Annotated in this window: 14 protein-coding genes; 13 read left to right on the forward strand and 1 reads right to left on the reverse strand. The window is 60.1% G+C overall.

What is annotated here, in order from left to right:
* The first annotated feature begins 37 nt into the window (after positions 1-37).
* Together M504_RS02985 and M504_RS02990 are read left to right on the forward strand one after the other, a co-directional pair.
* The gene (locus M504_RS02985) at positions 38-529 is read left to right on the forward strand and encodes an ATP-binding protein (protein ID WP_047487802.1); all 492 of its coding nucleotides are present in this window, start codon (positions 38-40) and stop codon (positions 527-529) included.
* Positions 530-647: 118 nt separating this feature from the next.
* Entirely contained in the window at positions 648-1076 is a 429-nt protein-coding gene (locus tag M504_RS02990; protein WP_047487804.1) for a ribonuclease E inhibitor RraB, read from the forward strand.
* Positions 1077-1079: 3 nt separating this feature from the next.
* Here the strand turns inward: M504_RS02990 and M504_RS02995 are convergent, their stop codons facing one another.
* A complete protein-coding gene (locus M504_RS02995; protein ID WP_047487807.1) occupies positions 1080-1433 on the reverse strand; it encodes a VOC family protein in 354 nt (117 codons plus the stop codon).
* Positions 1434-1587: 154 nt separating this feature from the next.
* On the opposite strand from M504_RS02995, the gene M504_RS03000 reads away from it, so the two are divergent.
* From M504_RS03000 to M504_RS03050, 11 genes are all read left to right on the forward strand, one after another.
* On the forward strand, positions 1588-1893 hold the full coding sequence (locus M504_RS03000; RefSeq protein ID WP_047487809.1) for a hypothetical protein: 306 nt from the start codon (positions 1588-1590) through the stop codon (positions 1891-1893).
* The gene (gene nuoE / locus M504_RS03005) at positions 1890-2399 is read left to right on the forward strand and encodes an NAD(P)H-dependent oxidoreductase subunit E (protein WP_047487812.1); all 510 of its coding nucleotides are present in this window, start codon (positions 1890-1892) and stop codon (positions 2397-2399) included. Before M504_RS03000 ends, nuoE begins: the two co-directional genes overlap by 4 nt.
* Before the next feature lies 1 nt (position 2400).
* Entirely contained in the window at positions 2401-3723 is a 1323-nt protein-coding gene (nuoF, locus tag M504_RS03010; RefSeq protein WP_047487815.1) for an NADH-quinone oxidoreductase subunit NuoF, read from the forward strand.
* A gap of 13 nt (positions 3724-3736) precedes the next feature.
* On the forward strand, positions 3737-6103 hold the full coding sequence (locus M504_RS03015; protein WP_047493233.1) for a molybdopterin-dependent oxidoreductase: 2367 nt from the start codon (positions 3737-3739) through the stop codon (positions 6101-6103).
* Between the two features lie 21 nt (positions 6104-6124).
* On the forward strand, positions 6125-7177 hold the full coding sequence (gene nuoH, locus M504_RS03020) for an NADH-quinone oxidoreductase subunit NuoH (RefSeq protein WP_047487819.1): 1053 nt from the start codon (positions 6125-6127) through the stop codon (positions 7175-7177).
* A gap of 100 nt (positions 7178-7277) precedes the next feature.
* Entirely contained in the window at positions 7278-7784 is a 507-nt protein-coding gene (locus M504_RS03025) for an NADH-quinone oxidoreductase subunit J (protein ID WP_047493236.1), read from the forward strand.
* A 4-nt stretch (positions 7785-7788) separates the two neighbouring features.
* Positions 7789-8091, forward strand: a complete 303-nt coding sequence (gene nuoK, locus M504_RS03030; protein ID WP_047487821.1) for an NADH-quinone oxidoreductase subunit NuoK — start codon at positions 7789-7791, stop codon at positions 8089-8091.
* 21 nt (positions 8092-8112) lie between these two features.
* Complete coding sequence (gene nuoL / locus M504_RS03035) at positions 8113-10206, forward strand: NADH-quinone oxidoreductase subunit L (protein WP_047487824.1); 2094 nt, start codon at positions 8113-8115, stop codon at positions 10204-10206.
* A 17-nt stretch (positions 10207-10223) separates the two neighbouring features.
* The gene (locus tag M504_RS03040; RefSeq protein ID WP_047487826.1) at positions 10224-11849 is read left to right on the forward strand and encodes a NuoM family protein; all 1626 of its coding nucleotides are present in this window, start codon (positions 10224-10226) and stop codon (positions 11847-11849) included.
* Between the two features lies 1 nt (position 11850).
* A complete protein-coding gene (locus M504_RS03045; protein WP_047487829.1) occupies positions 11851-13401 on the forward strand; it encodes an NADH-quinone oxidoreductase subunit N in 1551 nt (516 codons plus the stop codon).
* A gap of 140 nt (positions 13402-13541) precedes the next feature.
* Positions 13542-14363, forward strand: coding sequence for a TIGR03435 family protein (locus M504_RS03050; protein WP_052200288.1), 822 nt, complete (start codon positions 13542-13544; stop codon positions 14361-14363).
* Positions 14364-14430 lie beyond the last annotated feature (67 nt).

Here is a 14430-nt window from a genome sequence, read left to right on the forward strand (position 1 = left end):
GTGGGGTTTCTCTTTGAAATGCACGGAGTAGAAGACGATGCAACCAGGCACACTTCACTTCATCTCGGGCAGACTCGCCGCCGGCAAAACCACACTGGCGCGAAAGCTCTCCGTTGAACACAATGCGGTGCTTTTCTGCGAAGACGTCTGGCTTTCAAAGCTCTCCGATGGAATCACTTCCTTGCAGGACTACCTGAAGTGGTCCGCACGATGCCGCGCCGTCATGGCGCCACTGATCGTCGACACGCTCAAAGCAGGCGCGTCCGTAGTGCTTGATTTCGCAGGCAATCGAATCACGGATCGAGCCTGGGTTCTCGCACTCTCCCAAGAAGCGAAGGCCCCGCACATCCTGCACTTTCTGGACGTCGATGAAGAAGAATGCCTCCGACGCCTCCAGACAAGAAACGAGCAAAAGCCCGAAGGCCTCTATTTCGCCACCACCACCGAAGAGGATTTCCGCGCCATCTGCGGCTATTTCCAACCTCCCCGGGTGCAAGAGGGGCTGAACATCATGGCCTATCGATCCTGATCTTTCGCACTTTGCACCATTACTGGTTGACAACGTTACAAAACCTTAAAGATCCGAAAAGAAAAGAAACGCTGCATGCCTTCTCCTGCATCACATTTGCAGACACGAGGGCAAAACCATGGCTACCCATCTGCGCGAGAAGGAAAACTTTGATCAGCAGTCGGCGTACAACAGTGTTCGCATCAAAGAGTTGATCGACCAGCAGTACAACGTGGAAGTCACACGTTCGCTCGTGCTCTGTTTCTCGTGTCAGGATCAGGACTGCGCCTACGCCCTCAGCAAGGCGCTCTTCGCCAAAGGCACGCGTATTCTCACACGCGATCCGAAGCGGAAAGCCAATGGCCGCTGGGGCATCCGCGTTGGCGTCAAGCGCAGCCTGCGCGACGCCGTCCGCGAGGAGTTCGTAGCCGACATGGTCCTTACCGCCACAGGCATGAACGGCACCTACGACGGCTGGAACCTCCTCACAGACGAGGCCGCGGAAGAGACGCAGAAGCATCCCAGCGCGTCCGTCATCCCGCAGGAACGTCGCCAGGTTGCCGCCTAAGCATTACGAGTGCTGTTTATTCGGTTGCATCACAGCCAGCTCATTTCCCGCTGGATCGGTGAAGTGAAACCTACGTCCTCCGGGATACTGGAAGATTGGCTGCGTGATCGCGCCCCCGGCAGCCTCCACTTGATCTGCCACAGCTTCAATCGCATCCGTCTCAATCATCGCCAGCGGAGCCTTTGACCGGCCCTCATCGCTGCCGTTGTATCCCGTTTCCAGCCCCGATCCATGCGCCGTTGCGTAGTCCGGACCCCAGTCTTGGTGAGTCCATCCAAAGACGTTTCCGTAAAACGACTTCAGCGAAGCCACATCTGTCGCGGGCAATTCAAGGTACGAAAACTGATTCTTAGCCATGGGTTGACCTCCGTGCTTTTTGAGCACACTCTCGCAGGTCAGCCCCCATCCGCGTCACGGCGAGAAGGTTTCGCAGCGCAGGTAGAAGCAACAGGAATGCCGCCTCGCGAGGAACATCCACATCCTAGCGCCACAGATGCGATAGCGTGAAGAGGTGAGCGACTTCACTGCACAACTTCATCGCGAACTCTGGACATCCTGGGCTTCCCTCTTGCGTTCGTACTCAGCCGTCCACTCTCTGGGACGCGAACATCACGCCGTCGTCGAAGTCTCCGATACGACCATTCTGGTCCGCTATGGATTGCGCTGGATGCAGTTCACGCCAGACGAATACCGCACCAGTGAAGGCGATTCAAAGCCCTTCAAACTCACGGAAAACGGGCGTGCCATCGTTGGTGACCATGAAGATGAGATGGACCTGTTCGCAGAACGTCTTGCATCGGCGATAATTACCGTGTGAGCACCGTAACCGACAGCATCTTTTCGCCGGCCACGGCCGCGCGCTTCGACAAACTTGTCACTTTGTACCCCGTCAAGCGTTCGGCTCTTGTTCCCATGCTGCTTTATGCGCAGGACGAGGTCGGCTATGTCTCCGACGCCGTCGTCGCTGAAATCGCCCAGCGTCTCGACCTTCTCGAGTTGGACGTTCGCGGCGTGCTCTCGTACTACTCCATGCTCCGCACCAAGCCCGCGGGCAAGTACAACGTGCAGGTCTGCACCAACATCTCCTGCATGCTCGTCGGCGGTTACGACATTCTCGATCACTGCAAAGCCAAGCTCGGCATCGGCCACAAGGAAGTCACCGCAGACGGTCTCTTCTCGCTCGAAGAAGTTGAGTGCATCGGCGCCTGCTGCTGGGCTCCCGCCATGCAGGTCAACTACGACTTCCACGAAAACCTCACGCCCGCCAAAGTCGACGTCATCCTCGAAGACTATGCAGCAGGCCGTGGAAAGGACGTGAAGTAACATGCCCGTTCTCGTCTCACATCCCGATGAAGTCAAAGTCCTCTCCCGCCGTTTCGGCGCAGGCGCGGCAGACATCGATAAGTACCTCGAACTCGATGGCTACAAGGCAGTGCAGAAGGCCATTGAGAGCGGCTCCGAATGGGTCATCAATGAGATGAAGGCCAGCGGCCTTCGCGGTCGTGGTGGCGCAGGCTTCCCCACCGGCCTCAAGTGGTCCTTCGTTCCCAAGCAGTCTGACAAGCCCAAGTACGTTCTCGTCAACGGCGACGAATCCGAACCCGGCACCTGCAAAGATCACGTCATCTTCCTGCACGATCCGCATGCTGTGATCGAAGGCACCATGATCGCCGGCCTCGCCATCGGCGCAAAGATGGGCTTCATCTATCTGCGCGGCGAGTATCGCTATCTCCTCAAGATCGTCGAAAAGGCCGTTGCCGATGCATACGCCAAGGGCTTCCTCGGCAAGAACATCTTCGGCAAGGAAGGCGTGGACTTCGACATCGTCACGCAGTCCGGCGCAGGCGCATACGAAGTTGGTGAAGAGTCGGCTCTGATGGAGTCGCTGGAAGGCAAGCGTGGCGTTCCGCGCATCAAGCCCCCGTTCCCTGCCGTCGTCGGCCTCTACGGTGGTCCCACCGTCATCAACAACGCAGAGACGATCGCCTCCGCACCGCACATCCTCCTTATGGGTGGCGAGGCATACGCCAAGCTCGGCTCCGAACGTAACGGCGGCACACGCCTCTTCGGTATCAGCGGCATGGTCGAGCGCCCCGGCGTCTACGAGCTGCCCATGGGCTACAACCTGAAGAAGGCCATCTACGACGTCGCAGGCGGCGTCAAGGGCGGACGCAAGCTCAAGGCTGTCGTCCCCGGCGGATCATCGTGCCCGGTTCTTCTGCCGGAAGAAATTGACGTAGGTCTCGACTTCGATCAGATGGGAAAAGCCGGCACTATGCTTGGCTCCGGCGGCATCGTCGTTCTCGACGAAACTGTCTCCATCGTGGAATTCGCGCTGCGAACCATCAAGTTCTACCAGCATGAATCCTGCGGCTGGTGCATCCCCTGCCGCGAAGGCACGGACTGGATCAAGAAGACCATGACCCGCTTCTACAACGGCGGCGGCAATATCAAGGACATTAACAACATCCAGTACCTCGCCGAAAATATGATGGGCCGCACCTTCTGCCCGCTCGGCGACGCAGCAGCCATGCCCACGCTCGGTTTCGTGAAGAAGTTCCGCAGCGAGTTTGAAGAGTATCTGAAGGGCCATCGCACCGAGAAGGCCTTCATCACCACCGATGAACTCATCGGCGCGGCGCACTAAGTTCGAGGACGGAATGCCAGACGTAACCTTTACCGTAGACGGCCAGCAGCTTACCGCACCCGCGGGCACGCTGCTCATCGACGCCTGCAAGGCCGCGGGCATCCAGATCCCGGCCTTCTGCTACTACCCCGGCCTGTCGCTCCAGGCGGCCTGCCGCATGTGCGTCGTCCGCATTGAGAAAATGCCCAAGCTCCAGACGGCATGCACCACCCCCGTCGCGGAAGGCATGATCGTGCAGACCGAGACGCCGGAGATCGCGCAGGCTCGCAAGGCCACGCTGCAACTCCTGCTCGGCAACCACCCGCTCGACTGCCCCGTCTGCGACGCAGGCGGCCAGTGCGAACTGCAGGACATGACCTTCAAGTACGGCGCGGCTGAATCGTTCTACACCGAGCCGAAGAACCACCGCGAAGAGCAGAAGTGGTCGCCCACGGTTTACTTTGATCGTCCGCGTTGCATCCTCTGCTACCGCTGCGTCCGTATGTGCGGCGAAGGCATGGACGTCTACGCTCTCGGCATCCAGAACCGCGGCTCCTCTGCCGTCATCGCGCCGAACATCCCCGCATCGCAGACCGAAGACGGCCTCGCCAAGCTCGATTGCGAAGAGTGCGGCATGTGCATTGACGTCTGCCCCGTAGGCGCGCTCACTTCAGACACCTATCGCTACAAGACCCGCCCGTGGGAGATGAACCACGTCGCCACCATCTGCACGCACTGCGGCGATGGTTGCAAGACCACCCTCGGCGTCCGCTCCACCACCGACGGCAGCGAAATCATGCGCGGCGACAACCGCGACAAGTCCGGCCTCAACGGCGACTTCCTCTGCAACAAGGGTCGCTACGGCTTTGACTTCGCCAACTCGCCCCAGCGCATCACGGAGCCCATGCTCCGCCAAGCCAACGGCGAATTCAAGACCGTCACCTGGGACGAAGCACTCGCCTTCACCGGCAAGAAGCTCGCTGAAATCCGCGACGCTGGCAAGCAGACCGCCGTCATCGGCGGCAACCGCCTCACCAACGAAGAGGCCTACCTGCTGCAGAAGTTCGCACGCACGGTTCTCGGCACCAACAACATCGATCATCACCGCACGGCCGACTACGTCACACTGGCCGCAGCACTCGCAGGCCACCGCGACCGCTTCGCCTCGCAGCATGACAACGAGAACGCTCCTGCAATCCTTCTCGTCGGTGGCGACCCCACCAACGAAGCGCCGCTGACCGCATGGAACCTGCGCACCAACGTTCGCCTGAACCGCGCCAAGCTGTTCATCGTGAACCACCGCGCCATCAAGCTCCGCCGTCAGGCAAAGAACTTCGCGCAGATCGACGAACTCGGTTACGGCGCAGCCGTTGAAGCTCTCACAAACGGCACCAGCGACGCAGCCCTCAACACCCTGCGCGACGCCGTCAAAGCAGAGCAGTCGCTCGTCATCCTCATCGGTGACGAACTGCGCGGCGAATCCCTGAAGCGCCTCATCGATTTCGGCCTCTCGCTGCCCAACACCAAATTCGCGCTCCTCGGCGACTACGTGAACGCGCACGGCGCAGCCGACATGGGCCTGCTGCCCGACATGCTGCCCGGCTACCAGCCGCTCAACGGCCAGCACAGCTTCGCAGCCGAGTACGGCGAGCGCTTCAACGCAACGCCCGGCCTCGACCTCGTCGGCATCTTCGACGCAGCGAACGCAGGCAATCTCGGCGCGCTGTATATCGTCAATGCGAACCCGGTAGGCCGCTACTCCATCGAGCCGGAATACCTGAAGAACACCTTCGTCGTCACGCACGAGATGTTCCTCACCGAAACAGCCAAGCTCGCAGACGTCATCCTGCCCTGCGCCAACCTCTACGAGAAGTCCGGCTCCGTCACCAACAGCTACGGCGACCTGCAACTCGTACAGAAGGCAAGCGACCGCGCCGGTGTCCGCACCGACCTGGAGCTGATCGTCCGCGTGGCCGACGCCATGGGCGCAAACATCCGCGAACTCGTTCCCTTCGGCAAGAAGTCCACGGGACTCCGCGCTGACCTGGGTCAGACCCGCGGCGCACAGGCTGGCGAAGCCGATCGTCACGCAGTATGGCTCACCAGCAACAACCTTGAGCCGAAGCTCTCGCCGTTCGATCCCTTCGCAGTACTCGATGAGATCCAGCGCCTCGTCCCGGGCTACGACCTGCTCCGTCTGCAGCTTCTCAGCGGCAACGACCAGCACCTGTCGCCCGCAGCTCCGACAGACCTCATTCAGATCGCACCAGCACGGCGCGACCTGATCCTGCCTGCCGACGACACCCTCTTCACCTCCGGCACCCTGGGCCGTTACTCGCCCAAGCTGACCGAGCTGGCTGACAAGTACGCTGTAGAACCCGCCGGCATCCCGGCTGACTGATAAGGACATAAGACAGCCGCGATGCATCTGACAGACACGCAAATCTTCATCCTGCTCACGATCCTCAAGATCGTAGTGGTCCTGGTCATCACGCTCACCTCGGTGGCGTACACGGTTCTGCTCGAACGCAAACTCATCGGCCTGATCCAGAACCGCTGGGGACCCAGCCGCGTCGGCCCCTTCGGCCTCTTCCAGCCGCTGGCTGACGGCATCAAGCTCTTCCTCAAGGAAGACCTCATGCCCTTCGCGGTAGAGCGTCCGCTGTTTGTGCTCGCGCCCATCATTGCGCTCGGCTGCGCTCTGGTCTCCATCGCCGTCGTTCCCTTCGGCAACGTGTTCGTGTACCACGGCGTTGATCTCTTCCAGATCTCCGACATCAACATCGGTCTGCTGGTCGTCCTCGGCATCACCTCGATCGGTGTCTACGGCATCGCGCTCTCCGGCTGGTCCTCGAACAACAAGTACTCGCTGCTCGGCTCCCTGCGCGCTTCCGCCCAGGTCATCAGCTACGAACTCGCACTGGGCCTCTCGCTCGTTGGTGTGGTTCTGCGCTCCGGTTCACTCCGCCTCCGCGACATCGTTGACACCCAGGCAACGCACGGTCTGCTGAGCTGGAACATCTGGCCTCAGTTCCTCGGCTTCTTCATCTACCTGATGGCGGCCTACGCGGAAACCAACCGCGCACCGTTCGATCTTCCCGAAGCCGAATCGGAACTCGTCGCCGGATACCACACCGAGTACTCATCCATGAAGTTCGCCATGTTCTTCATGGCGGAATACGCGAACATGATCACGGTCTCCTGCGTGGCTACGCTGCTCTTCTTCGGCGGCGCATCCTCCCCGCTGGGTACCCTGCTGCCGGAAACCTTCGGTGGCCCGATCCTGATGCACCTCTTCCCCGTGCTCTGGTTCGTGTTTAAGGTCTTCTGCTTCCTGTTCCTTTACATCTGGGTGCGCTCCACACTGCCGCGCTTCCGTTACGACCAGCTCATGAGCTTCGGCTGGAAGTGGCTGCTGCCACTCTCCATGCTCAACATCGTAGGTACAGCATTGGTGCTGGCCTTCAAGGGGTAAACCCACTGCAGGGCCTCGGTTACAATCAACACGGAACCGAAACCCCAGCAAACTGCCTTTTAACCGCTTCTTGCAACAGATCGAAGGACTTGCCGGAACGATGCAACTCGCGCTTTTCATCATCTTTGCGGTGCTCTGTGTGGCCGGTGCGCTGAACTTTTTGTTTCAGCGTCACCCCATCAACTCCGCACTCTCGCTCATCGTCGTCATGATGTCGCTCGCCGTCATCTACTGGACGCTCGGTGCGGAGTTCCTTGCGGCCGCCCAGGTCATCGTCTATTCCGGCGCCATCATGGTGCTGTTCACCTTCGTCATCATGCTGCTCAACGCAGGTGAAGAAGACCGAACGCGTGGCTCAAAGGCCGCTTACTTCGCGGGTATCCCGGGAGCCATCGGCGTCGTCGCCCTCCTCGGCTATACGTTCTTCCATGAGAAGGACACCCTGGGTTCCGTCAATCTCGGTGGCCATCTGAACAACGGCGTCAACAACATGGTTGAGATCAGCAAGACGCTGTTCACTGACCTGCTGCTGCCCTTCGAAGTCACCTCGATCCTCATCCTCGTCGCCATCCTTGGCGCTGTGGTTCTCGCACGGAAGGAGCACTAAACACATGGTGCCCATCTACGCCTATCTGGTTCTTGCCGCGGTGCTCTTCACCATCGGCATTGCTTCGTTCCTCATCAAGCGCAACATCATCACCGTCTTCATGTCGATTGAGCTCATGCTCAACGCCGTGAACCTGACGTTCGTTGCGTTCTCGCACGTGCATCACGCCGTGCACGGTCAGATCTTCGTCTTCTTCGTCATGGTGGTTGCCGCCGCCGAAGCCGCCGTCGGTCTTGCCATCATCATCGCTATCTTCCGTACGCGCCAGACGCTGGACGTGGACCGCATCAACCTGCTCAAGAACTAAGCGGAGACGAGATACATACCGATGCCCGCACATCTGCTCTGGCTATTCCCGCTGCTTCCCTTCACCGGCTTTCTGCTGAACGGCACCATTGGCCGTAAGCTGCCCAAGGCCGGTGTCGCAGCTATCGCACTTTTCTTCACCGCCATCCCGGCCCTGCTGTGGATGTGGCTCTGGTTCTTCATGCGCTCGCATGAATTGCTTCAGGTCACCGCAGCCTCGCGCCCCTGGATTGAGACCGCAGCATTCAGCGTGCGCTTCGCCCTCACGGTCGATCACCTCACGCTCATCATGCTCGGCGTCATCACCTGCGTCGGCTTCCTCATCCACATCTACTCCACCGGCTACATGGCAGACGACGAGGGTTACTGGCGCTTCTTCGCCTACCTGAACCTCTTCATGTTCTTCATGTTGACGTTGGTGCTGGCAGAGAGCTTCCTGCTCCTCTTCGTCGGTTGGGAAGGCGTGGGCCTAGCTTCCTACCTGCTCATCGGCTTCTATTGGAAGAAGCCCTCCGCCAACAACGCAGGCAAGAAGGCGTTCGTCGTCAACCGCGTGGGCGACTTCGGCTTCCTCCTCGCAATGTTCCTGCTCATCAACCACTTCGGTACGCTGAGCTTCACGCAGGTCTTCGCTGCCATCCAGCGTCAGCCGGAACTGCACGGCGGCTTCCTCACCGCGATCGCACTGCTGCTCGTCGTCGGTGCCGCTGGTAAGTCCGCACAGATTCCTCTCTACGTCTGGCTGCCGGACGCAATGGAAGGCCCCACACCGGTTTCGGCACTGATCCACGCCGCAACCATGGTCACCGCAGGCGTCTACCTCGTGGCTCGCTCGCACGTGTTGTTTGACCGTTCGCCCTTCGCACTCGGCGTAGTCGCCATCATCGGCGCGGCAACGGCACTCTTCGCAGCCACCATCGGCGCAGTGCAGCACGACATCAAGCGCGTCCTCGCTTACTCCACCATCTCGCAGCTTGGCTACATGTTCCTCGGCTGCGGTGTTGCAGCGTATGGCGCGGCAGTCTTCCATCTCATGACGCATGCCTTCTTCAAGGCACTTCTCTTCCTCGCAGCGGGCTCGGTCATCCACGCCCTCTCCGGCGAGCAGGACATGCGTGTCATGGGCGGCCTGCGCAAACGCATCCCCGTCACCTTCTGGACCATGACGATGGGCGTTATCGCCATCGCAGGTATCTGGCCCTTCGCTGGATTCTTCTCCAAGGACGAGATCCTCTGGCAGACCTTCTCCCACACGGAGAACCCGCTGCACTACCTGCTGTGGGCCGTCGGCCTCATCACCGCGGGCCTGACCTCGTTCTACATGTTCCGCCTCTGGTTCAAGACCTTCTTCGGAACAGAGCGCTTTGACGAACACAACCTCGGCGACGCTCACGGTCACGATTCTCTCGCGCAGCACGGTGCCGCAGTTCATTCCCGTCACGACACAACGCTGGTGATGGAAGCCGAACACGACGACAGCCAGTCCGCACACGGCCACCACGGCGTCCACGAATCTCCGTGGGTCATGCTCGGACCTCTTGCGATCCTCGCCGCGCTCTCCATCATCGGTGGATGGGTTGGCGTTCCCGCAGCGCAGCACGGCCACGACGAAATCGGTGCGTTCCTCGCACCAGTCTTCGCACCGGCCATGGAAGGCGCACACGCCGCCGCAGAAGAAACCGCATCACGCGGCATGGAACTCGGCCTCGCTGCTGTCTCCCTGCTGACCGCGGTCGCAGGCTTCCTCGCCGCCTACTTCTTCTATTACAAGAAGCCCGGAACGCTCGGCGCAAAGGCCACGAACAACCTGCTCTACAAGCTCGTCTCTAACAAGTACTACGTCGACGAGATCTACCACTACGCCATCGTCACTCCGATCCTTGTCTTCTCACGCCTCATCCTTGGCGCGCTGATTGATGGCGGACTCGTCAGCGGTAGCGGCGCTCTTGCAGCATTCCTCACCCGCCAGGCTGGCAACGGCACACGCCGCATGCAGTCCGGCAACATTCGTTCTTACGCAGGATGGCTCGCTGCCGGAGCCGCAGCCGTCATCCTGCTGATGACCTACACCGCATTGACCGAGCACGCCACTAAAGCGGCGTTGCACCTCAAGTAAGGAGAGCGCGAGGACCAATGACAATAAACGACCTCATCCTGACGCTGATTCTCCTCACGCCGCTGGCCGGAGTCGCAATTCTTGCGCTTCTGCCGCAGCGCGGTAAATCGCACCAGTGGGTAGCGCTCATCATCACGCTGCTTACCTTCGTCTTCACACTGCACCTGCCCGTCAACTTCCATCAGGCGCAGACGGTGATCGCACCGGGCAGCCGCGTTCTGAACTTCGCCTTCGAGTTCGACCGCATCTGGATTCCCTCGCCGATCATTCACTATCACGTCGGCGTCGATGGCCTCTCCATGTGGCTCATCGTCCTCAGCGGTCTCCTTGCTCCGCTCGGCGTTCTCGCCTCATGGCGCACGATCGCCAGCCGCCAGAAGCTTTTCTACTCGCTGTTCCTTCTGCAGCAGGTGGCCATCCTCGGCCTCTTCATGTCGCTGGACCTCTTCCTGTTCTATGCATTCTTTGAACTGGCCCTGGTCCCCATGACGCTGCTGATCGCCATCTACGGTCGCACCGGCAACCGTCAGAAGGCCGCGATGAAGTACTTCCTGTACAACTTCATCCCGTCAGCGATCCTTCTCGTAGGCGTGATCTGGATCTATGCCAAGACCAGCACCTTCCAGATCCCGCACCTCCTCACGCTCGCTGCCAACCACGGCATCAACGGCACCTCTGCCGGCATGTGGCTCGCTTCCCTGGCCTTCCTGATCGCCTTCGCAGTGAAGATTCCCATCTTCCCACTGCACGGCTGGCTCTCGGACGCCATCAGCGAAGCACCCACCGCAGCCGTCATGATCCTCGCCGGTAAGATCGGCCTCTACTCCCTGCTGCGCTTCTCCTTCGGCATCTTCCCGGAGCAGTCGCACCGCATCGCTCCGTTGATGATCGCGCTCGGTGCCATCGGCATCGTCTACGGCGCATGCGTCGCTCTCATCCAGGACGATCTCAAGCGCCTCGCCGCTTTCTCCACTCTCGGCCACCTGTCCTTCATCACACTGGGCATCTTCACCTTCACGGTGAACGGCCTCGACGGCGGCATGTACCAGATCCTGAACCACGGTATCTCTGGCGGCGCGCTTTTCCTGCTGATGGGCTTCCTCTACGAGCGCTACGGCACCTACGACATGCGCGAACTCGGCGGCATCGCAGGCAAGCTACCGTGGATGGTCACGCTCTTCGTCATCACCGCGCTGTCCAACGTAGGCTTGCCCATGCTGAACAGCTTCGTCGGCGAATTCCTCATCCTCTCCGGCACCGCTGGCAACACGTTGACCAAATGCCCGTGGCTCTGGACGACCATCGCCACCAGCGGCGTCATCTTCGCTGCGGCATACCTGCTCACCATGATCCAGCGTGTCTTCTACGCAAACCTCGGTGCCACCACCTCCGAAACAACTGGATGGGACATCACGCCGCGCGAACACCTCGCACTGTGGCCGCTGGTTGCGCTGTTCCTGTACATGGGCCTCTCTTCGCCCACCTTCACGCGTTCGCTCGATCCGCTCGGCGTCCACTACTCCGGCTACACACCTGCTCCTGCGGACACCATCCGCAAGGTAGAAGCCGAGACGTATTCGCAGAGCCTCCCTGCCAACACCACTGCCGTTGCTTCGGCCATTCGCACAGGAGACGCACGCTAAGATGCTCGAATCGCTCTCCAACAACGTCACGGCCCTTCTGCCGGAGTATGTCCTCACCCTCGTCGGTGTGATCATCATGCTGGTCGAACCGCTGCTGCCTGCTGGCAAGTCCCGTCGTTCCCTCGGCTGGTTCGCCGTCCTCGGCACGCTCGTCACCACTGGCCTCACGCTCTGGCAGCTTCACCTGGGCATCCTGAATGCCTTCAGCGACTCCATCCGCGTCGACGCCTACTCCGTCTTCTTCCAGGTCGTCATCTGCTTCGTGGTCGTCGTCTCGCTGCTTTCCTCGCTGGACTTCCTCGACGGTAATAACAGCCACGCGGGCGAATACTACGCACTCTCCTGCTTCGCCGCCGTCGGCATGATGCTCATGTGCTGCTCCACCGAGCTGCTCATGGTCTTCATTGGACTTGAGATCTCGTCCATCTCCACCTACATCATGGCGGGCTACCGCAAGACCGAAGCCAGCGCGACCGAAAGCTCGCTGAAGTACTTCCTGCTCGGCTCTTTCGCCACGGCCTTCTTCCTCTACGGCATCGCCCTCACGTTCGGGGCCACAGGCTCCACCAACATCAACGTTGTCGCCAACGTCATCACGCACACCAACACACCGGTTCTCGCGATCGTCGCCGTCGCCATGATCATCATCGGCATCGGCTTCAAGGTCTCCGCGGCTCCCTTCCATGTCTGGACTCCGGACGTCTACCAGGGAGCACCGCCGCCGGTCGTTGGCATGATGTCCACCGCGCCCAAGGCCGCAGCCTTCGCCGTCCTTCTGCGCATCCTCTTCTCGGGCTACGCCATCTACCAGCCGCGCTGGTCCATCCTCATGGCTGTCATCGCCACGCTGTCCATGTGCATCGGCAACCTCGGTGCCCTGCTGCAGCGCGACGTCAAGCGCATGCTCGCATACTCGTCCATCGCACACGCGGGATACCTCATCTGCGCCTTCACCGCGCTCCCTACGGACGGCATCGCAGCAGCCGCGGTGTATTCCGCTGCTTACGCCGCCATGAACGTCGGTGCCTTCACCGTCATCACGCTCATCTCCGGCTACAAAGAAACCGTCCGCACCGGCGAAGACTACACCGGCATGGCGCTCCGCCACCCCGTTCTCGGCGCAGCACTCAGCTTCTTCCTGCTGTCCATGATCGGTATTCCCTTCACCGGCGGCTTCTTCGCCAAGTTCTACGTCTTCACCGGCGTCCTGCACGCAGGCCACGTGAAGCTGGCCATCATCGGCCTCGCGAACTCCGGCGTCGCCTGCTACTACTACCTGCGCCTGATCATCCGCCTGTACAGCACACCGCAGCCCAACGAACCCACCTCCGGCAGCTTCACCGCCGCAGGCCGTCCGGACACGCTGTTCACGCATGAAGACGGTCGCCGCTTCCCCGGCTACATCGCACTCGCTGCCGCAGTCATCGCCACCCTGGTACTCGGCGTATGGCCCGGCCGCTTCGTTGCCACGGCACGCACCGCAGCCATCGCAACAGCACCCGCAGGCGACGCCACACAAAACACCGTGAACGATCCGGAAGCTCTCCGCTAAATCTCAGTAACCATCAAACAGGTGGGGTGCTTCGGCACCCCATCTTTCGTTTGGGCTCAGATACGCGAACGACTCGGTCTATGTCGAATGAACCTCACTGACTGATAACGTTAGTTGCGCGCAATCGCGAGGAGAAAGCAATGCTGTCGCTGACAAGACTCACGCTCATCTCCCTGCTCACGGTGTTCTCGTCGGTCACCACATCCGCGCAATCAAACGCAATGCAGCCTGTACCGATGGCATCCGACGCAGATCCATCATTCGACGTCGCCGTCATCAAGCCAAGCGACACTTCCGTCCCCCGCGGCACAGGCATCCGAAACAACGGACGCCACATCACCGCATTCAATTTTCCGCTCGGCGAACTCATAGCCTTTTCGTACGGCCTGCACCAGAAGCAAATCATCAACAACACGTCACCCATCTTCGATATCCATTTCGATATCGACGGCGTGCCCGACATCGCAGGTCATCCAAACCTCGCGCAGTCGCGCCTGATGTTCCAGAAGCTGCTCATCTCTCGTTTCAAACTCGCATTCCACTACGAGTCCCGCGTACTTCCTGCCTACGCCATCCAGCTCGCCAACAACGGCCCAAAGCTCGCACGAACTACACGCAAACCCAGCGACAGCACAGGCTTCTCGTATAACTGCCAGATCACTCTGACAGTCCGCAATGCTTCGCTAACTGACGTAGCGAAAGGCATGCAGGAAGCATTCCTTGAGAAGCCCGTCGTCGATCAAACCGGCCTGCAGGATCGATACGACTTCGATCTCAACTGGCTACCCGACGAATCGCAGAGCTACTGTCCGGTAGACGCAACACACTCTCATTCCGATCCCGACAAGCCAACTAGCATCTACACCGCAATGCAAGAACAGCTCGGACTCAAGCTCATCCCCACAAAGACTTCAATCGAAGTCATGGTCATCGACCATATCGAAACGCCATCCGAAAACTAAGTGATCTGAGACTAAAAAAAGAACGCGGCTCCCAGAAACATCAGGAGCCGCGTCTCATTTCAAATCA

The sequence above is a fragment of the Terriglobus sp. TAA 43 genome (genome assembly GCF_000800015.1).
Taxonomy (GTDB): domain Bacteria; phylum Acidobacteriota; class Terriglobia; order Terriglobales; family Acidobacteriaceae; genus Terriglobus.

Excerpts from the sequence above, each read along its gene's own strand:
- M504_RS02985 (WP_047487802.1), top strand. The coding sequence starts at position 38 with ATGCAACCAGGCACACTTCACTTCATCTCGGGCAGACTCGCCGCCGGC.
- M504_RS02990 (WP_047487804.1), top strand. The coding sequence starts at position 648 with ATGGCTACCCATCTGCGCGAGAAGGAAAACTTTGATCAGCAGTCGGCG.
- M504_RS02995 (WP_047487807.1), bottom strand. The coding sequence starts at position 1,433 with ATGGCTAAGAATCAGTTTTCGTACCTTGAATTGCCCGCGACAGATGTG.
- nuoF (WP_047487815.1), top strand. The coding sequence starts at position 2,401 with ATGCCCGTTCTCGTCTCACATCCCGATGAAGTCAAAGTCCTCTCCCGC.
- M504_RS03015 (WP_047493233.1), top strand. The coding sequence starts at position 3,737 with ATGCCAGACGTAACCTTTACCGTAGACGGCCAGCAGCTTACCGCACCC.
- nuoH (WP_047487819.1), top strand. The coding sequence starts at position 6,125 with ATGCATCTGACAGACACGCAAATCTTCATCCTGCTCACGATCCTCAAG.
- M504_RS03025 (WP_047493236.1), top strand. The coding sequence starts at position 7,278 with ATGCAACTCGCGCTTTTCATCATCTTTGCGGTGCTCTGTGTGGCCGGT.
- nuoK (WP_047487821.1), top strand. The coding sequence starts at position 7,789 with ATGGTGCCCATCTACGCCTATCTGGTTCTTGCCGCGGTGCTCTTCACC.
- nuoL (WP_047487824.1), top strand. The coding sequence starts at position 8,113 with ATGCCCGCACATCTGCTCTGGCTATTCCCGCTGCTTCCCTTCACCGGC.
- M504_RS03040 (WP_047487826.1), top strand. The coding sequence starts at position 10,224 with ATGACAATAAACGACCTCATCCTGACGCTGATTCTCCTCACGCCGCTG.
- M504_RS03045 (WP_047487829.1), top strand. The coding sequence starts at position 11,851 with ATGCTCGAATCGCTCTCCAACAACGTCACGGCCCTTCTGCCGGAGTAT.
- M504_RS03050 (WP_052200288.1), top strand. The coding sequence starts at position 13,542 with ATGCTGTCGCTGACAAGACTCACGCTCATCTCCCTGCTCACGGTGTTC.